This is a genomic window from Halorubrum aquaticum (assembly GCF_900113615.1).
In the GTDB taxonomy this organism is placed as follows: Archaea; Halobacteriota; Halobacteria; order Halobacteriales; family Haloferacaceae; genus Halorubrum; species Halorubrum aquaticum.
In genome coordinates this window covers 304,237-317,577 of sequence record NZ_FOPZ01000001.1, presented here as the reverse complement: position 1 = coordinate 317,577, position 13,341 = coordinate 304,237, and the positions used below count along the sequence as shown (strand labels likewise).

General features: G+C 68.1%; 11 protein-coding genes and 1 pseudogene. 5 read left to right on the top strand and 7 right to left on the bottom strand.

Annotated elements, in window-relative coordinates:
* Positions 1-13: 13 nt before the first annotated feature.
* On the bottom strand, positions 14-922 hold the full coding sequence (locus tag F3H10_RS01535) for a PspA/IM30 family protein (RefSeq protein WP_149783094.1): 909 nt from the start codon (positions 920-922) through the stop codon (positions 14-16).
* Between the two features lie 116 nt (positions 923-1,038).
* Between F3H10_RS01535 and F3H10_RS01530 the strand changes: the two genes are divergently transcribed.
* Complete coding sequence (locus tag F3H10_RS01530; protein ID WP_149783093.1) at positions 1,039-2,010, top strand: sugar phosphate isomerase/epimerase family protein; 972 nt, start codon at positions 1,039-1,041, stop codon at positions 2,008-2,010.
* Positions 2,011-2,119: 109 nt separating this feature from the next.
* Positions 2,120-3,253, top strand: coding sequence for a Gfo/Idh/MocA family protein (locus tag F3H10_RS01525; protein ID WP_149783092.1), 1,134 nt, complete (start codon positions 2,120-2,122; stop codon positions 3,251-3,253).
* Positions 3,254-3,262: 9 nt separating this feature from the next.
* On the opposite strand, the gene F3H10_RS01520 is transcribed toward F3H10_RS01525, so the two are convergent.
* Positions 3,263-3,727 (bottom strand): type IV pilin, encoded by a 465-nt coding sequence (locus tag F3H10_RS01520; RefSeq protein WP_149783091.1) that lies wholly within the window; start codon positions 3,725-3,727, stop codon positions 3,263-3,265.
* A gap of 122 nt (positions 3,728-3,849) precedes the next feature.
* Between F3H10_RS01520 and F3H10_RS01515 the strand changes: the two genes are divergently transcribed.
* Positions 3,850-4,467, top strand: coding sequence for a YIP1 family protein (locus tag F3H10_RS01515; RefSeq protein ID WP_149783090.1), 618 nt, complete (start codon positions 3,850-3,852; stop codon positions 4,465-4,467).
* Between the two features lie 131 nt (positions 4,468-4,598).
* Entirely contained in the window at positions 4,599-6,854 is a 2,256-nt protein-coding gene (locus tag F3H10_RS01510; protein ID WP_149783089.1) for an OB-fold nucleic acid binding domain-containing protein, read from the top strand.
* Between the two features lie 44 nt (positions 6,855-6,898).
* Here F3H10_RS01510 and fer read toward each other — a convergent pair.
* A pseudogene (fer, locus tag F3H10_RS16485) lies at positions 6,899-7,562 on the bottom strand (ferredoxin Fer).
* 147 nt (positions 7,563-7,709) lie between these two features.
* Here fer and F3H10_RS01500 point away from each other — a divergent pair.
* The gene (locus tag F3H10_RS01500; protein ID WP_149783088.1) at positions 7,710-8,879 is read left to right on the top strand and encodes a CobW family GTP-binding protein; all 1,170 of its coding nucleotides are present in this window, start codon (positions 7,710-7,712) and stop codon (positions 8,877-8,879) included.
* Positions 8,880-8,923: 44 nt separating this feature from the next.
* On the opposite strand, the gene F3H10_RS01495 is transcribed toward F3H10_RS01500, so the two are convergent.
* The 4 genes from F3H10_RS01495 to F3H10_RS01480 are packed head-to-tail and all read right to left on the bottom strand — an operon-like array spanning position 8,924 to position 13,101.
* The gene (locus tag F3H10_RS01495; protein ID WP_149783087.1) at positions 8,924-10,099 is read right to left on the bottom strand and encodes an ABC transporter ATP-binding protein; all 1,176 of its coding nucleotides are present in this window, start codon (positions 10,097-10,099) and stop codon (positions 8,924-8,926) included.
* 1 nt (position 10,100) lies between these two features.
* Complete coding sequence (locus F3H10_RS01490; protein ID WP_149783086.1) at positions 10,101-11,006, bottom strand: carbohydrate ABC transporter permease; 906 nt, start codon at positions 11,004-11,006, stop codon at positions 10,101-10,103.
* Positions 11,007-11,010: 4 nt separating this feature from the next.
* Positions 11,011-11,895, bottom strand: a complete 885-nt coding sequence (locus tag F3H10_RS01485) for a carbohydrate ABC transporter permease (protein ID WP_149783085.1) — start codon at positions 11,893-11,895, stop codon at positions 11,011-11,013.
* Positions 11,896-11,913: 18 nt separating this feature from the next.
* The gene (locus F3H10_RS01480) at positions 11,914-13,101 is read right to left on the bottom strand and encodes an extracellular solute-binding protein (RefSeq protein WP_149783180.1); all 1,188 of its coding nucleotides are present in this window, start codon (positions 13,099-13,101) and stop codon (positions 11,914-11,916) included.
* Between the last annotated feature and the right edge of the window lie 240 nt (positions 13,102-13,341).

The window sequence follows — 13,341 nt, the reverse complement described above, 5'->3', positions numbered from 1 at the left end:
CGGAAAAGCGTCCTCAGCTCCGCTGTTCGTCGGCGTCGACCTCGGACTCCTCGAGTTCCACGTCGGTCTCGACGTCCTCCTCGAGGTCGACCTCCACGTCGTCGTCCGAGAGGTCCGCCTCGAGGTCCGCGCCGTCGACCTCGGCCTGGAGATCGTCGAGTTCGGCGTCGATCTCCTCGTCCGTGCTCTCGGTCGCGCCGTTCGCGTCCCCGCTCGAGGCGTCCGACTTCCCGAGCTCGCCCTTGAGCGTCTCGAGTTCGGCGTCGACCTCGCTGTTCGTCGAGAGCTCGTCGAGCTCGCGGTCGATGTTGTCCTTATCGGAGAGCGCGTCCTCGAACGCGCCGGTCTCCTCGAGCTCGTCCATCGCCTCCGAGCGCGCCTCCATCTCCTCGGTGCGCTCCTCGGCGCGCTCGATCGAACGGCTCACGTCCTCCATCTCGTCGCCGACGCCGGTCATCGCCTCGGAGACGCGCGAGGAGGCCTCCGCCGCCTCGTAGCGGGCCTTCATCGTCTCCTTCTTCGTGCGGAACTCCTCGATGCGGTTCTGGAGCTTGTTCTTCTTCTCGACGAGCTGATCTTGGGTGTCGTTCAGCTTCGCGATCTGTCCCTCCAGCTCCTCGATCTGGGTCATCTTCGACTTCTTCTTCTCGAGGGCCTTCCGCGCGAGGTCGTCGCGGTCCTGTTGGACCGCCTCCCTCGCCTGTCGGTTGTGCTTCTCGACGTTCTCCTCGAGCTTGCGCTTCTGGATCTCCAGACGCTTCTTCTGGGTCGTGAGGTCCGCGATCCCCTGTTTGACGTCCTGGAGCTCGTCGCGCATCTGCTCGTAGGAGTAGTCGAGCGACTCGGTCGGGTCCTCGGCCCGGTTCAGGAGGGCGTTCACCTTGGAGCGGATGACGTAGGAGGCGCGCGAGAGGATTCCCATGGGCGTCATACACGCTCCATCCGTTAAAACCTCATGTGGTTCGGCCCCCGATCGTCGATCCCGCCATGTCGACCGTATCCTAAAGGTTTATTCGGGATGTAGTTAGATTCACACGCATGGACATCGGCGTACTGACCGTTCCGCTCGGTGAGGAATCGATCGAGGACGCGTTCGCGTACCTCTCGGGGATCGACGTCGACGCGGTCGAGGTCGGCGTCGGCGGCTTCCCCGGCGAGGACCACGTCGACCGCGAGGCGTACCTCGCTGACGAGTCGAAGCGGGCGGCGCTCGCCGACCTGCTCGACGAGCACGACCTGCGCGTCTCCGCGTTGGCGACCCACAACAACCCGCTTCACCCCGACGAGGAACGCGCCGCGGAGGCCGACCGGGAGCTGCGCGAGGCGATCGAGCTGGCCGACCTGCTCGGCGTCGACACCGTCACCTGCTTCTCCGGGCTGCCCGCGGGCGCGCCCGGCGACTCGACGCCGAACTGGGTCACCGCGCCGTGGCCGACCGAGCACGCGGAGGCCCACGAGTACCAGTGGGACGAGGTCGCGATCCCGTACTGGAGCGACCTGGCCGAACACGCCGACCATCACGGCGTCGACCTCGCGATCGAGATGCACCCGAACATGCTCGTCTACGAGCCGACCGGAATGCTCGCGCTCCGGGAGGCGACGAACGAGCGCGTCGGCGCGAACTTCGACCCCTCACACCTCTACTGGCAGGGGATCGACGTGACGGAGGCGATCCGCTTCCTCGGCGAGCACGACGCGATCCACCACGTCCACGCCAAGGACACGCGGGTCTACGAGTCGAACGCCCGCGTGAAGGGCGTGCTCGACACCACCGACTACACCGAGGAGCCCGACCGTTCGTGGCTGTTCCGCTCGATCGGGTACGGCCACGACGAGGCCCACTGGAAGGACTTCGTCTCGACGCTCCGGATGGTCGGCTACGAGGACGCGCTCTCGATCGAACACGAGGACTCGCTCACCTCCCCGCGCGAGGGGATGGAGAAGGCCGTCGACGTGCTCTCGCGGGCCGTCTTCGAGACGCACCCCGGCGACGCGTACTGGGCGGAGTGAACGAGGGCGAGGGCGAAAAACGATCACCGCGACGACGATGACGAACCCACGACAACGACAGCGATGACGAACCCACGACAACGACAGCGATGACGAACCCACGACAACGATGACCGACGAACCACTGAAGATCGGCGTTCTGGGGTATCGATTCATGGGCAACGCACACGCGAACGCGATGGCGAGGCTCCCGATGTTCTTCCCGGACGCGCCCGCGATCGAGCGGCACACGCTCGTCGGGCGCGACGAGGAGGCCCTCGCGGAGGCGGCCGACCGGTTCGGCTTTTCACACACCGAGACCGACTGGGCCGACGCCATCGAGGCGGTCGACGTCTTCTACAACCTCGGACCGAACCACGTCCACGTCGAGCCGTCGGTCGCCGCGCTGGAGGCGGGCGTCCCCGTCCTCTGTGAGAAGCCGCTTGCACCCACCCTCGAGGGGGCAGAACGGATGCGCGACGCGGCCGCCGACGCCGACGTGCCCTCCGGCTGCGCGTTCAACTACCGGTTCGTCCCGGCGATCCAACACGCGAGGAACCTGATCGCGGACGGCGAGATCGGCGAGATCCGCCACGTCCGCGGGCGATATCTCCAGGACTGGCTCGTCGACCCCGACGCGCCTTGGGCGTGGCGGATGGACGCCGACCTCGCCGGGTCCGGGGCGCTCGGCGACCTGGGCGCGCACTCGATCGACCTCGCCGGGTTCCTCGTCGGCGACGCCGTCGGCGGGATCGACCGCGTCTCCGGCCACCTCGAGACGTTCGTCGAGGAGCGGCCCGTCCTCGACGACGACGGGAACGTCGAGGAGTACCGCGACGTGACCGTCGACGACGCGTTCTCCGCGCAGGTCGCCTACGAGTCCGGCGCGATGGGCACCTTCGAGGCCTCGCGGTTCGCGACCGGCCACAAGAACGACCACACCGTCGAGGTCCACGGGTCGAAGGGGAGCCTGCGGTTCTCGCTCGAGCGGCTGAACGAGCTCGAGGTGCTCCGCGAGGGCGACCGCGGCTACGAGACGGTGCTCGTCACCGACGAGTCGGACCCCTACGTCGACCACTGGTGGCCGCCGGGCCACGTGCTCGGCTGGGAGCACACGTTCGTCCACGAGAACTACGAGTTCCTCTCGGCGGTCGCGGCGGGCGGCGAGTTCTCGCCGTCGTTCGAGGAGGGGTATCAGGTCCAGCGAACCCTCGACGCGATCGAACGCTCCGACGAGCGCGGCGAGTGGGTCTCGGTCGAGTAACCCGCCCGATCACGCGGCGACCGGAGCGGCGGCCGGGCCGTTCTCCTCCGCCCACTCGTCGATCTCGGAGTCCTCCTCGGGCTCGTAGCTCCCGAGCGTCTCGCTGCGGTCGAACGCCACCGGTTCCCAGACGACCTCGACCGTCTCGTCGCCGGTGGCGTTGGGCACCGCCACCCGGTCGTTCGGCCGCACGACGCCCTCGCCGGGCCAGCCTCCGAACGTCACCGAGCCGTCGGGGTCCTCCCCGCGGACGTACAGCTCCTCGGCCGGGACCGGCTCGGGGCCGACCGCGGTGACGACGAGGCTCCCGTTCTCCCGTTCGACCTCGAACTCGGCGTCCGGCGGGGCGACCCCGTCGATGAGCCCGAAGACCGCAGCACCGACGACCGCCAACACCAACACCACGATGCCGACGAGCACGCCGGTCCCCGCCATCGGCGCGAATCCCCGTTCGTCGTCCCGATACCCGCTCATTCGTCTCCCGCTCCGCCGGGGACGATATAAGGGTTTACCCGCCGGCTATCAGTCCGGATAACGGCGGGTCGGCGGGCGACCGAACCGGAACCCCGTTATTCGGGGACCCCGTATCGTCCGGCGTGAACTCGTGGATCGAGCGGCCGGAGGGCGGTCGGGACCGCGGCCTTCGGGGACTGGCACGCGCGTGGGTCGAGGTGTTGGTCCGGCCGCGCCGCTTCTTCGCGAACGGCATCGCCCCCGGCGACCAGGCGCCCGGACTGACGTTCGCCGCGGCCGTCGCCGGCGTCTTCACCCTCGGCTGGGTCGTGACCGAGCCGGCCGTGGTGCCGCCCATCGCCGGGAACGACGCCCTCTCCGCGGCCGTCGTGGTGTTGCTCGTCACGGCGCTCGCGGCCCCCGTCGGGCTCCACCTGACCGCCGCGGTCGCGACGGTGTCGCTCGTGATCGCCAGCCTGGAGGTCGCCGGCGGCCTCGCGTTCCGTGACCGCGGCGGCGTGAGCGAGACGGTTCAGGTGGTCGCGTACGCGAGCGCGCCGATGGCGCTCGCGGGTCCGGCCGTTCCGACGCTCCGAGTCGTCTGCGGCGGATACGCGACGCTACTGCTGTTGCGGGGGTTTCGGATCGTTCACGAAACGACCCCCTTCCGGACGCTCCTCGCGGGGCTCCCGGCGGCGACCTTCGGATACGGGATCGGATATCGCGTCGTGTCCGCGGTACGGACGGTCCTCGGCGGGTGACTCGTCGGCCCACTCGCCGATCGACTCGCGACTGGCTCGCCGCCGGACTCGTCGGCGCGGCGGATGCCAACGACTCCCGTCCGGACGGCTTTCGACAACCGTTTTAGGCGTGAGACACTCGAGACACTCAAATGGGATCCTGTATCATCTGTGGCGTCGACGTCGACGGCGGCGGTCGTATCTGTCGCTCACACCAGGAGGACGTGGTCTTCGACTTCCGGGGCGACAACCCCGATCAGCTCGTCGCGAACCGGTTCTACCGCGGCGTCGTCGACGGCTACGCCGAGTTCGGCGTCTTCATCGATCTCGCGCCCGGCATCACGGGACTGCTCCACCGATCGGAGCTGGACAAGCGCCTCGACAGCCTCGAGTGGGAGCCGGGTGACGACGTGTTCGTCCAGGTGAAGGGCGTGCGGGACAACGGCAACATCGACCTGTCGTGGTCGATCCGCCAGGCCGACCGCGAGTTCCGCGGAGCGCTCGTCCAGGACGGCGAGACCGAGTACGTTCCCGACGAGGACGACGAGGGCGCGGACGCCGCGGACGACACCGACGCGGAGACCGGAGACGCCGCGGACGACGAGCCCGACGCGACCCGCGACGTCACGGGAAATGAGCGCTCCGGGGAGCCCGACGCGACGGAGGCGACGGGTTCCTCGGACGACGCGAAGGACGCGGAGGACGCGGAGGATACAGAGGACGCAGAGGAGGCGGACGACTCCGAAACGGTCGACGGGACCGTCGGTGCTCCCGACGACGCGGAAGCGTCGGCGGAGCCGGAGATCGAAGAGTCGGACGCGGAGGACGAGGCCGGGTCGGACGCGGAGGACAAGACCGGATCGGACGCGGAGGACGAGACCGGATCGGACGCGAACGAACCGGACGCGGAGTACGAGCGAGTCGACGTCGAGACGCTCGGCGACCTCGTCGGCGAGACGGTGCGGCTGGAGGGCGAGGTCGTGAGCACACACCAGACGGGTGGTCCGACGATCTTCGAGCTCCGTGACGCGACCGGCGTCGTCGACGCGGCCGCGTTCGTCGAACCCGGCGTCCGGGCGTACCCCGAGGTCGAGGTCGGTGACGCCATCCGGATCGACGGGGAGGTCGAACGCCGTCGCGGCGACATCCAGGTCGAGACGGAGGCGCTCGCGGTGCTCGAGGGCGAGGACGCCGAGGCGGTCCGCCGCCGACTCGCCGAGGCGCTCACCGCGAAGGCCCGCCCCGAGGGGCTCCAGCCGCTCGCGGGCGACGAGGCGGTCGCCGGGCTCGGCGAGGGCCTGCTCGACGCCGCCGAGGCCGTCCGGCGCGCGGTTCTCGAGTCGCGACCCATCGTGGTGCGTCACCCCGCCACCGCCGACGGCTACGTCGCCGGCGCGGCCGTCGAGCGCGCCGTGCTCCCGCTCATCCGCGACGAGCACGCCAAGAGCGACGCGGAGTACCACTACTTCACCCGCCGGCCGACCGAGGAGCCCGTCTACGACATGGACGCGGCGACGAACGACGTCACCCGCATGCTCCAGGACCGGGACCGCCACGACGAGAAGCTCCCGCTCTTCCTGCTCGTCGGCACCGGCTCGACCGTCGAATCCGCCGACGGGCTCGACCTGCTCTCCGTCTACGGCGTGGAGGCGGTCGTCGTCGACGCCGCGGTCGCGGACCCCGAGACGCGCGATCAGGTCGACACCCTCGTGTCGCCGGAGCTCGCCGAGGTCGACGACGACCTCTCGACGGGCGCGCTGGTCGCGTCGCTCGCGTCGGCGATAAACGACGAGATCCGCTCGGACCTCGTCCACCTGCCCGCCGTGAGCTACTGGGCGGACGCGCCGGAGCGGTACGTCGACCTCGCGCACGACGCCGGCTACGACCGCGAGCGGATCGCGGAGCTTCGCGAGGCGGTCGCGCTCGAGGCGTACTACCAGTCGTATCAGGACAAACGCGAGCTCATCGCCGACCTGCTGTTCGAGGACGGCGGCGACCTCGCCGCGCACGTCTCCGAGCAGTTCCGCGAGAAGCTCGAGACCGAGATCGAGACCGCGAGCGCCAACGTCGTCACCGAGTCCGTCGACGGCGTCGAGTTCGCGCTGCTCGACACCGACGAGTACACCCACCGGTTCGACTTCCCGCCGACGCCGCTGCTTCTCGACGACCTCCACCGGCGGCACGCGAACGGCGACCCGCTCGCCACGGTCGGCATCGGCACCGACGAGCTGTACGTCCGGTCGACCGCGGAGCTGTCGGTACGGGAGGTCGCCGCCCGGGCGGACGAGATCGCCCCCGCCGCGGACGTCTCGACCGCCGGGCTCCGCGAGGGGAAGATCGGCTTCCTCTCCGGCGAGCGCGACGCCGTCGAGGACGCCGTCGTCGCCGCCATCGCCGAGCAGTTCTAGGACGAATACCCGTCCTTCGCGATCCCCTCGCGGCCGGGTCCCTTTCACTCCGAGGCTGCCCGCCGGAACGGGCCGGGCGGCAGTCGGAGCTCGTCGAGCTCCGGGAGGTGTTTGACGTTGAAGACGACCTTCAGCTCCTCGGAGAGCGGATAGCCGTTACACGAGAGCCGGAAGCCGCGCTCCGCGTGTTCCTCCGAGAGGATGTGGTTCGCGGGCTGGGAGAGTTCGCCCTCGACGAGGTAGACGGCGCAGTTCGCGCACGCGCCGCCGCGACACGAGAAGGGCCAGGAGAACCCGCGGTTCTCGGCGGCCTCGAGCAGGCTCTCGTCGGGTTCGACGAGCAGGCGACCGTGGTCGGCCGGGGCGAGGTCGGCGTCGGCCGCCTTCGCGAAGAGGTCGGCGTCCTCGAGGTCCCACCCGCGGTCGGCGATCGCCTCGTAATCGAGGAACTCCACGCGGATCGATCCCCGTCCCTCCCCTTCCGTGAGGTCGATATCGGCGGGATCGTCCCCGTCGGCTCCGTTCGTTCCCGTACCGTTCAGGTCGCGCTCGGACAGCTCCCGGTAGGCCCGCCTGACGAGTTGGAACTCCTCGACCGACCCCCCCCGTGTCCGGGTGCGCCTCCTTCACCCGCTCGCGGTAGGCCCGTTCGACGTCATCGTCCTCGGCGTCCTCGTCGAGGTCCAACACGTCGAACGGGGAGACCATTCGGTGTCAACCCTAACCGATCGAGACACATAAACGTCTCACAAACGCCGTCCATCGCCGGTATCCGGAGGGATATGTCTCGGCCCCCGCGCTGGATCCGACCGATCGATCGTTTCATACTGCCGGCACGGTTGGGTACGAGTACGCATGACACGCGACGATCGGATCCCCGTCACCGTCCTCAGCGGGTACCTCGGCGCCGGGAAGACGACGCTCGTGAACCACCTGCTGGAGAACCCGGGCGACCGACGGATCGCCGTGATCCTGAACGACATGGGCGAGGTGAACGTCGACGCGGAACTGATCGCGAGAGAGAACGACGAGGAGGGCGTGATCGACCTCTCGAACGGCTGTATCTGCTGCCGGCTTCAGGACGACCTGTTGACGGAGGCGGACGCGCTCGCGGACTCCCGCGAGTTCGATTACCTCCTCGTCGAGTCCTCGGGGATCTCCGAGCCGGTCCCGGTCGCGCGAGCGTTCCTCGAGGGCACCGACGGGTCGGAGATCGACCCCACGGAGCGGTTCCGGCTGGACACGATGGTGACCGTCCTCGACAGCTACGGGTTCTGGAAGGAGTTCGACGCGGGCGAGGACCTACCCGGCGGTGCGAACGCCGGCGCGGGCGCGGACCGGCCCCTCGCGGACGTGCTCGTCGAGGGGATCGAGTTCTGTGACGTCCTGCTCTTGAACAAGACCGACATGGTCCCCGACGACGTGATGGACCGGATCGAGTCGGTGGCCGACAGGCTCGGCCCCCGCGCCGAGCGGATCCGGACGACCTACTCCGAGGTCGACCCCGAGCGCGTGCTCGACACGGGGCGGTTCGACTTCGAGGAGGCGAAGCGCTCGGCCGGCTGGAAGCGCGCCATCGCCGAGAGCGAGGCGGAGGGCGGCGACGACGAGGACCACGCACACGGCGGTCACGCACACGACCACGCCGAGGGCGCGGCCGCCGCCCACGGCGTCGACTCGTTCGTCTACCGCAGCGATGACCCCCTCGCCGCGGGACCGTTCGCGGACTGGCTCGGCGACTGGGACGGCTCCGTGATCCGCGCGAAGGGGTTCGTCGCCGTCGCGGACTCCGAGGAGGTGATCGGCGTGAGTCAGGCCGGCCCGTCGGTCCAGGCCGGCCCGATCGGCGAGTGGGACCCCGACGACGACCGCCGGACGCGACTCGTCCTCATCGGGGAGGACATGGACGAGCGTCGATTACGGGCGGAGCTCGACGACTTGACCGTTGGAAACGGGAGGGGAGCGGACGACGACCGGACCGCCGACGGCGACGACCGGACCGTCGAGGACGTCTTCCCGATCTGAGTGCGAACCGGGTGGAGTCGAACGCCCGACCCGGGCCGCGCCGTTCAATCGTTTACGACCCGTTCGAGCCTGTCCGACGGAGCGGGCGCGGTCGCGGAGTGGTAGAACGCCTCGCCGGTCTCCGGCTCGAAGAGGTGGAGTCGCTCCGGGTCGTAGGTCACGGAAACGGTTCCGCCCGGCTCGAGCGACGACCGCGGTTCGGCGCTCATCTTGAAGGTCGCGTCCCCGACCGAACAGTGGACGAGGAGGCTGTCGCCGAGCGGCTCCGTGACGTCGACGGTCGCGTCGAACTCGGTCTCGCCGAGATCGGGCCGCTCGCGGGCCGGATGGAGGTCCTCGGGTCGGATTCCGAGGACCGCGTGGGGGCGATCGCCCGCATCGGGATCGGCGAGCGACTCGGCCTCGCTCCCGGTCTCGCCAGCCGCGTTCCCCGCCGGTAGCGGTATCCGGAACGCGTCGTGGACCGCGACTCCCCCCTCGACCGCCACGTCGATCATGTTCATCGCCGGGTCGCCGATGAACTCCGCGACGAACCGGTTCGCCGGGAAATCGTACAGCGACTGGGGCGGGTCGACCTGCTGGATCCGGCCGTCGTCCATCACGACGACCCGTTCGCCGAGCGTCATCGCCTCCGTCTGGTCGTGGGTGACGTAGACGGTCGTGGTGCCCAGTTCGGCGTGGAGCCGCGTGAGTTCCGCACGCATCTGGATCCGTAGCTTCGCGTCGAGGTTCGAGAGCGGCTCGTCCATCAGGAACGCGTCCGGGTCCCGGACGATCGCTCGCCCGAGCGCGACGCGCTGGCGCTCCCCGCCGGACATGGCCTGTGGCTTTCGATCGAGCAGACCGGTGATGTCGAGCGTCTCGGCCGCCTCCGCGACGCGCCGGTCGATCTCCTCGTCGGTGAACGACCCGCCGGCGTTCATGCCGAACGTGATGTTTCGTCGCCCCGTCATGTGCGGGTACAGCGCGTAGTTCTGGAACACCATCGCGACGTTCCGTTCCGGCGGCTCGGTGCCGGTGACGTCGCGGTCGTCCATGCGTATCTCGCCGTCGGTCGCCGTCTCGAGTCCGGCAAGCAGTCGGAGCGTCGTGCTCTTGCCGCAGCCGCTCGGGCCGACGACGACGAGGAACTCGCCGTCCCGGATCGTCAGGTCCAGCCCGTCGACTGCGACGACGTCGTCGAACTCCTTGCGGAGGTTCTCTAGGGTTATCGTTGTCATGTCATTTCTGTTGGATCGCGAACGTTTCCAAGAGCGGTTTCCGGAAGAGGACCATGAGCGCCAGCGGGGGGAGAAGCGTCAGCACCGAGCCGGCCATCACGAGCGACCAGGAGAGCTGTCCCCCCTGAACGTCGCCTTGAAGCAGCTGTAAGCCGACCTGTGCGACCTGGTTCGCCTCCGAGTCGATGATCACCAGCGGCCAGAGGTACTGGTTCCACGCGTAGACGAACATGATGATCGAGACGCCGACGAGGACGCCCTTCGACATCGGAACGAGGACCTGAAGCGTGAACTTCACGGGTCCCACGCCGTCGAGCTTGGCCGTCTCGACGATCGAGGTCGGAATGGAGAGGAAGTGCTGCCGGAGGATGAAGACGGTCGTCGCGCTCGCGAGGTACGGGACCGTGATCGCGAGCAGGCTGTTTCCCCAGCCGAGGTCGTTGATCAGCTGGAACAGCGGGATGAACCGGACCGGCACCGGCAACAACAGCGTGAACAGCACGAACAGGAAGACGAGGTCCTTGTACGGGACCCGGTAGTAGACGATCGCCATCGCGGCGAGCACGGAGATCACGAGCTTCCCGACGACGACCACGACCGACATCAGAAGCGAGTTCCACATGAACCGGCCGAAGCCGTAGTCGACGATCGCCTCCCGGTAGTTCTCGACGGCGTACGTCCCGGGGACGAGATCGGGGAGGCTCGTCACGATCCCCTGCTGTTTGGTGCTCACGACGACCGCGACGAGGATCGGGAAGGCCACCATCCCGACCAGTAACCAGAGCTGGAGGTGGACCCCGACGCTCTCTTCGGACCCGGTCAGCGCCGCCGATTCCTCCTCGTCGTCTCCGCCGATCGCTCGTCTCAACGCCTCGAACCGACGTTTCGTGTACTGGATCGCGCTCATCGTCTCATGCTCCGTAGTAGGAGTACTCCTCGGTCAGTCTGAACTGTATCACCATCAGGACCGCGACGACGAGGAACAACACGACCGACTTCGTCGAGGCGACCCCGAAGTTGAAAAAGGAGAACCCCTCGCGATAGAGGTCGAATATCAGGACGTTCGTCGCGTTCGCGGGTCCGCCGCTCGTCAGCAGGTCGACGAACGCGAACGTGCCGAAGAACGCGTAGATCGTGTTGATGATGACGAGGAAGAACAGCGTCGGGGTCATGATCGGGACGTACACCGAGACGAGCCGGTGGAGCCGGCCGACGCCGTCGAGCTCGGCGGTCTCCGTGAGCGCGTCCGGGATGTTCTTCATCGCCGCGATCATGAAGATCACGTTGTACCCGATCTGCTTCCAGATCGCCACGAGCAACACCACGAGGAACGCCTGCGGGCCGTCGTTGAACCAGTCGACCTCGAGACCGAGCGCCTCGATCGGTCCGGTGAGCACGCCGAGCGTCGGGTGGAAAACGAACAGGAACACGAGCGCGGCGACCGCGGGCGGGAGGGCGTACGGCCAGATCACGGAGATCAGGTACCACCCCTGTCCCGTGTCGACCTCGTGGATGAGGAACGTGAGATACAGCGAGACCGCGATCGTGCCGGCGACCACGAGCGCCGCGAAGACGACCGATATCACGACGCTGGAGTGGTACGCGGAACTCCCCAACAGCGTGAGGTAGTTCTCGAGGCCGACGAACTCCTCGGCTCGGCCGAAGCCGGAATCGAAGAGGCTGGTCCGGAACGCGAGCGCGGTCGGGTAATAGAGGAAGACGACCGAGACGAGAAGCGTCGGCGCTAGGAGCAGGGCCGCCTCCAGTCGACCGTCGAATATCTCTCGTGTGGACATGTGGGCCGTGGGTCTCGATCACTCGTAGTACTCGGTCAGCACGGACTCGACCTCCGATTTCATCGCCTCGATCTCCGAACCGATGTCGTCAGAGTTGACGACGTCGACCGACTTGTCCTGTATCACCGTCTGGACGTTTCGGGCCGGACCGAGGAGCGCCCGCTTCGTGGCGGGGTCGGAGGCGTCGCCGTTCTGGAGCTGTTCGAGCGCGACGTTGTACATCGGGTTCTCCTCGAACCACCCCTCCTCGCGGAGCGAGTCGACCGAGGGTTGAGTGATCGGGTAGTACCCCGACCCCTTGTGCCACTCCGTCTGGACCTCCGGTTGGGCCATGTACCGGAGCAACTCCCCGATCTCCTCGTATCGGTCCTCCGGCAGTCCCTCGGGAACGTAGAAGGACGCGCCGCCGATGACCGGCCCCACCCGGGTGTCGCTGATGCTCGGATACGGGGCGGCGTCGACGGTGAAGTCCTCGGAGTCGGCGATCAGTCCGGCGACCGACGCGGTGCTCGTGAGGACCATCGCGGCCTCCCCTTCGATGAACAGCGAGGTCGCCTCGCCCCACGCCTCGATCCCCGGATTGGTGTAGAGGCCGTCGTCGGCCATCCCCTTCCACCACTCGTAGAGGTCGTAGACGGCGTCGGGGGCGTAGAACGTCGAAGGGTCGCCGGCGTGGCCGTTCTCGGCGTCGGTCATGAGCTCTCCCTCGAAGCCGTACCACGTCTCCACGAACCAGACGTGGTTCGGCCAGGTGATGCCGTACTGGGTGACGCCCTCGTCGACGAGCGTCTCGGAGGCGGACCTGACCTCCGCGAGCGTGCTCGGCGGGTCGTCGGGGTCGAGACCCGCCTCCTCGAAGGCGTCGCGGTTGATGTACATGATCGCGTTCGAGTTGTTGAACGGCAGCGAGGCGAGCTCTCCGTCGACCGTGAAGAACTCGGCCACGTTGTCGAGGAAGACGTCCGTGTCGAAGTCGTCGGGGAGGATCTCCGCGACCGGCCGAACCTGATCGGTGTCCAACACCTGTTGGGCGAACAGGCTGTCGACCTGGAGCATGTCCGAGACGTTCCCCGAGTCGAACGCCGCGAGGGTGTTCGTCAGGACGTTCTCGTAGGAGTCCTGGAACTCCATGTTCGCCTCGATCCCGTGTTCCTCCTCGAAGTCGGCGGCGATCGAATCGAGCGTCTCGCCGTTCGTCCCGCCCATTGCGTGCCAGACGGTCAGCTCGTCGGCGATCGGCGAGAACTGTGCCTCGTTCCCCCCGCTCCCGCCCATACATCCCGCCAGCCCGGTCATCGCGCCCAGCGCCGCTCCGGCGGTGGCGAGCGTGTTTCGGCGTGAGATCCCGCGCGTCGAGTCGTTGTTCGACGTCATGCGACCGAAGGTGACGAAAGCCGCCTAAAAGCCTCTGCTAAGAGCCGTACGGACCGATTCGAGACGTACGGA

Coding starts and splice junctions, on each gene's coding strand:
- F3H10_RS01510 (WP_149783089.1), top strand. CDS start 4,599: ATGGGATCCTGTATCATCTGTGGCGTCGACGTCGACGGCGGCGGTCGT.
- F3H10_RS01495 (WP_149783087.1), bottom strand. CDS start 10,099: ATGACAACGATAACCCTAGAGAACCTCCGCAAGGAGTTCGACGACGTC.
- F3H10_RS01530 (WP_149783093.1), top strand. CDS start 1,039: ATGGACATCGGCGTACTGACCGTTCCGCTCGGTGAGGAATCGATCGAG.
- F3H10_RS01525 (WP_149783092.1), top strand. CDS start 2,120: ATGACCGACGAACCACTGAAGATCGGCGTTCTGGGGTATCGATTCATG.
- F3H10_RS01480 (WP_149783180.1), bottom strand. CDS start 13,101: ATGGGCGGGACGAACGGCGAGACGCTCGATTCGATCGCCGCCGACTTC.
- F3H10_RS01520 (WP_149783091.1), bottom strand. CDS start 3,727: ATGAGCGGGTATCGGGACGACGAACGGGGATTCGCGCCGATGGCGGGG.
- F3H10_RS01490 (WP_149783086.1), bottom strand. CDS start 11,006: ATGAGCGCGATCCAGTACACGAAACGTCGGTTCGAGGCGTTGAGACGA.
- F3H10_RS01485 (WP_149783085.1), bottom strand. CDS start 11,895: ATGTCCACACGAGAGATATTCGACGGTCGACTGGAGGCGGCCCTGCTC.
- F3H10_RS01500 (WP_149783088.1), top strand. CDS start 7,710: ATGACACGCGACGATCGGATCCCCGTCACCGTCCTCAGCGGGTACCTC.
- F3H10_RS01535 (WP_149783094.1), bottom strand. CDS start 922: ATGGGAATCCTCTCGCGCGCCTCCTACGTCATCCGCTCCAAGGTGAAC.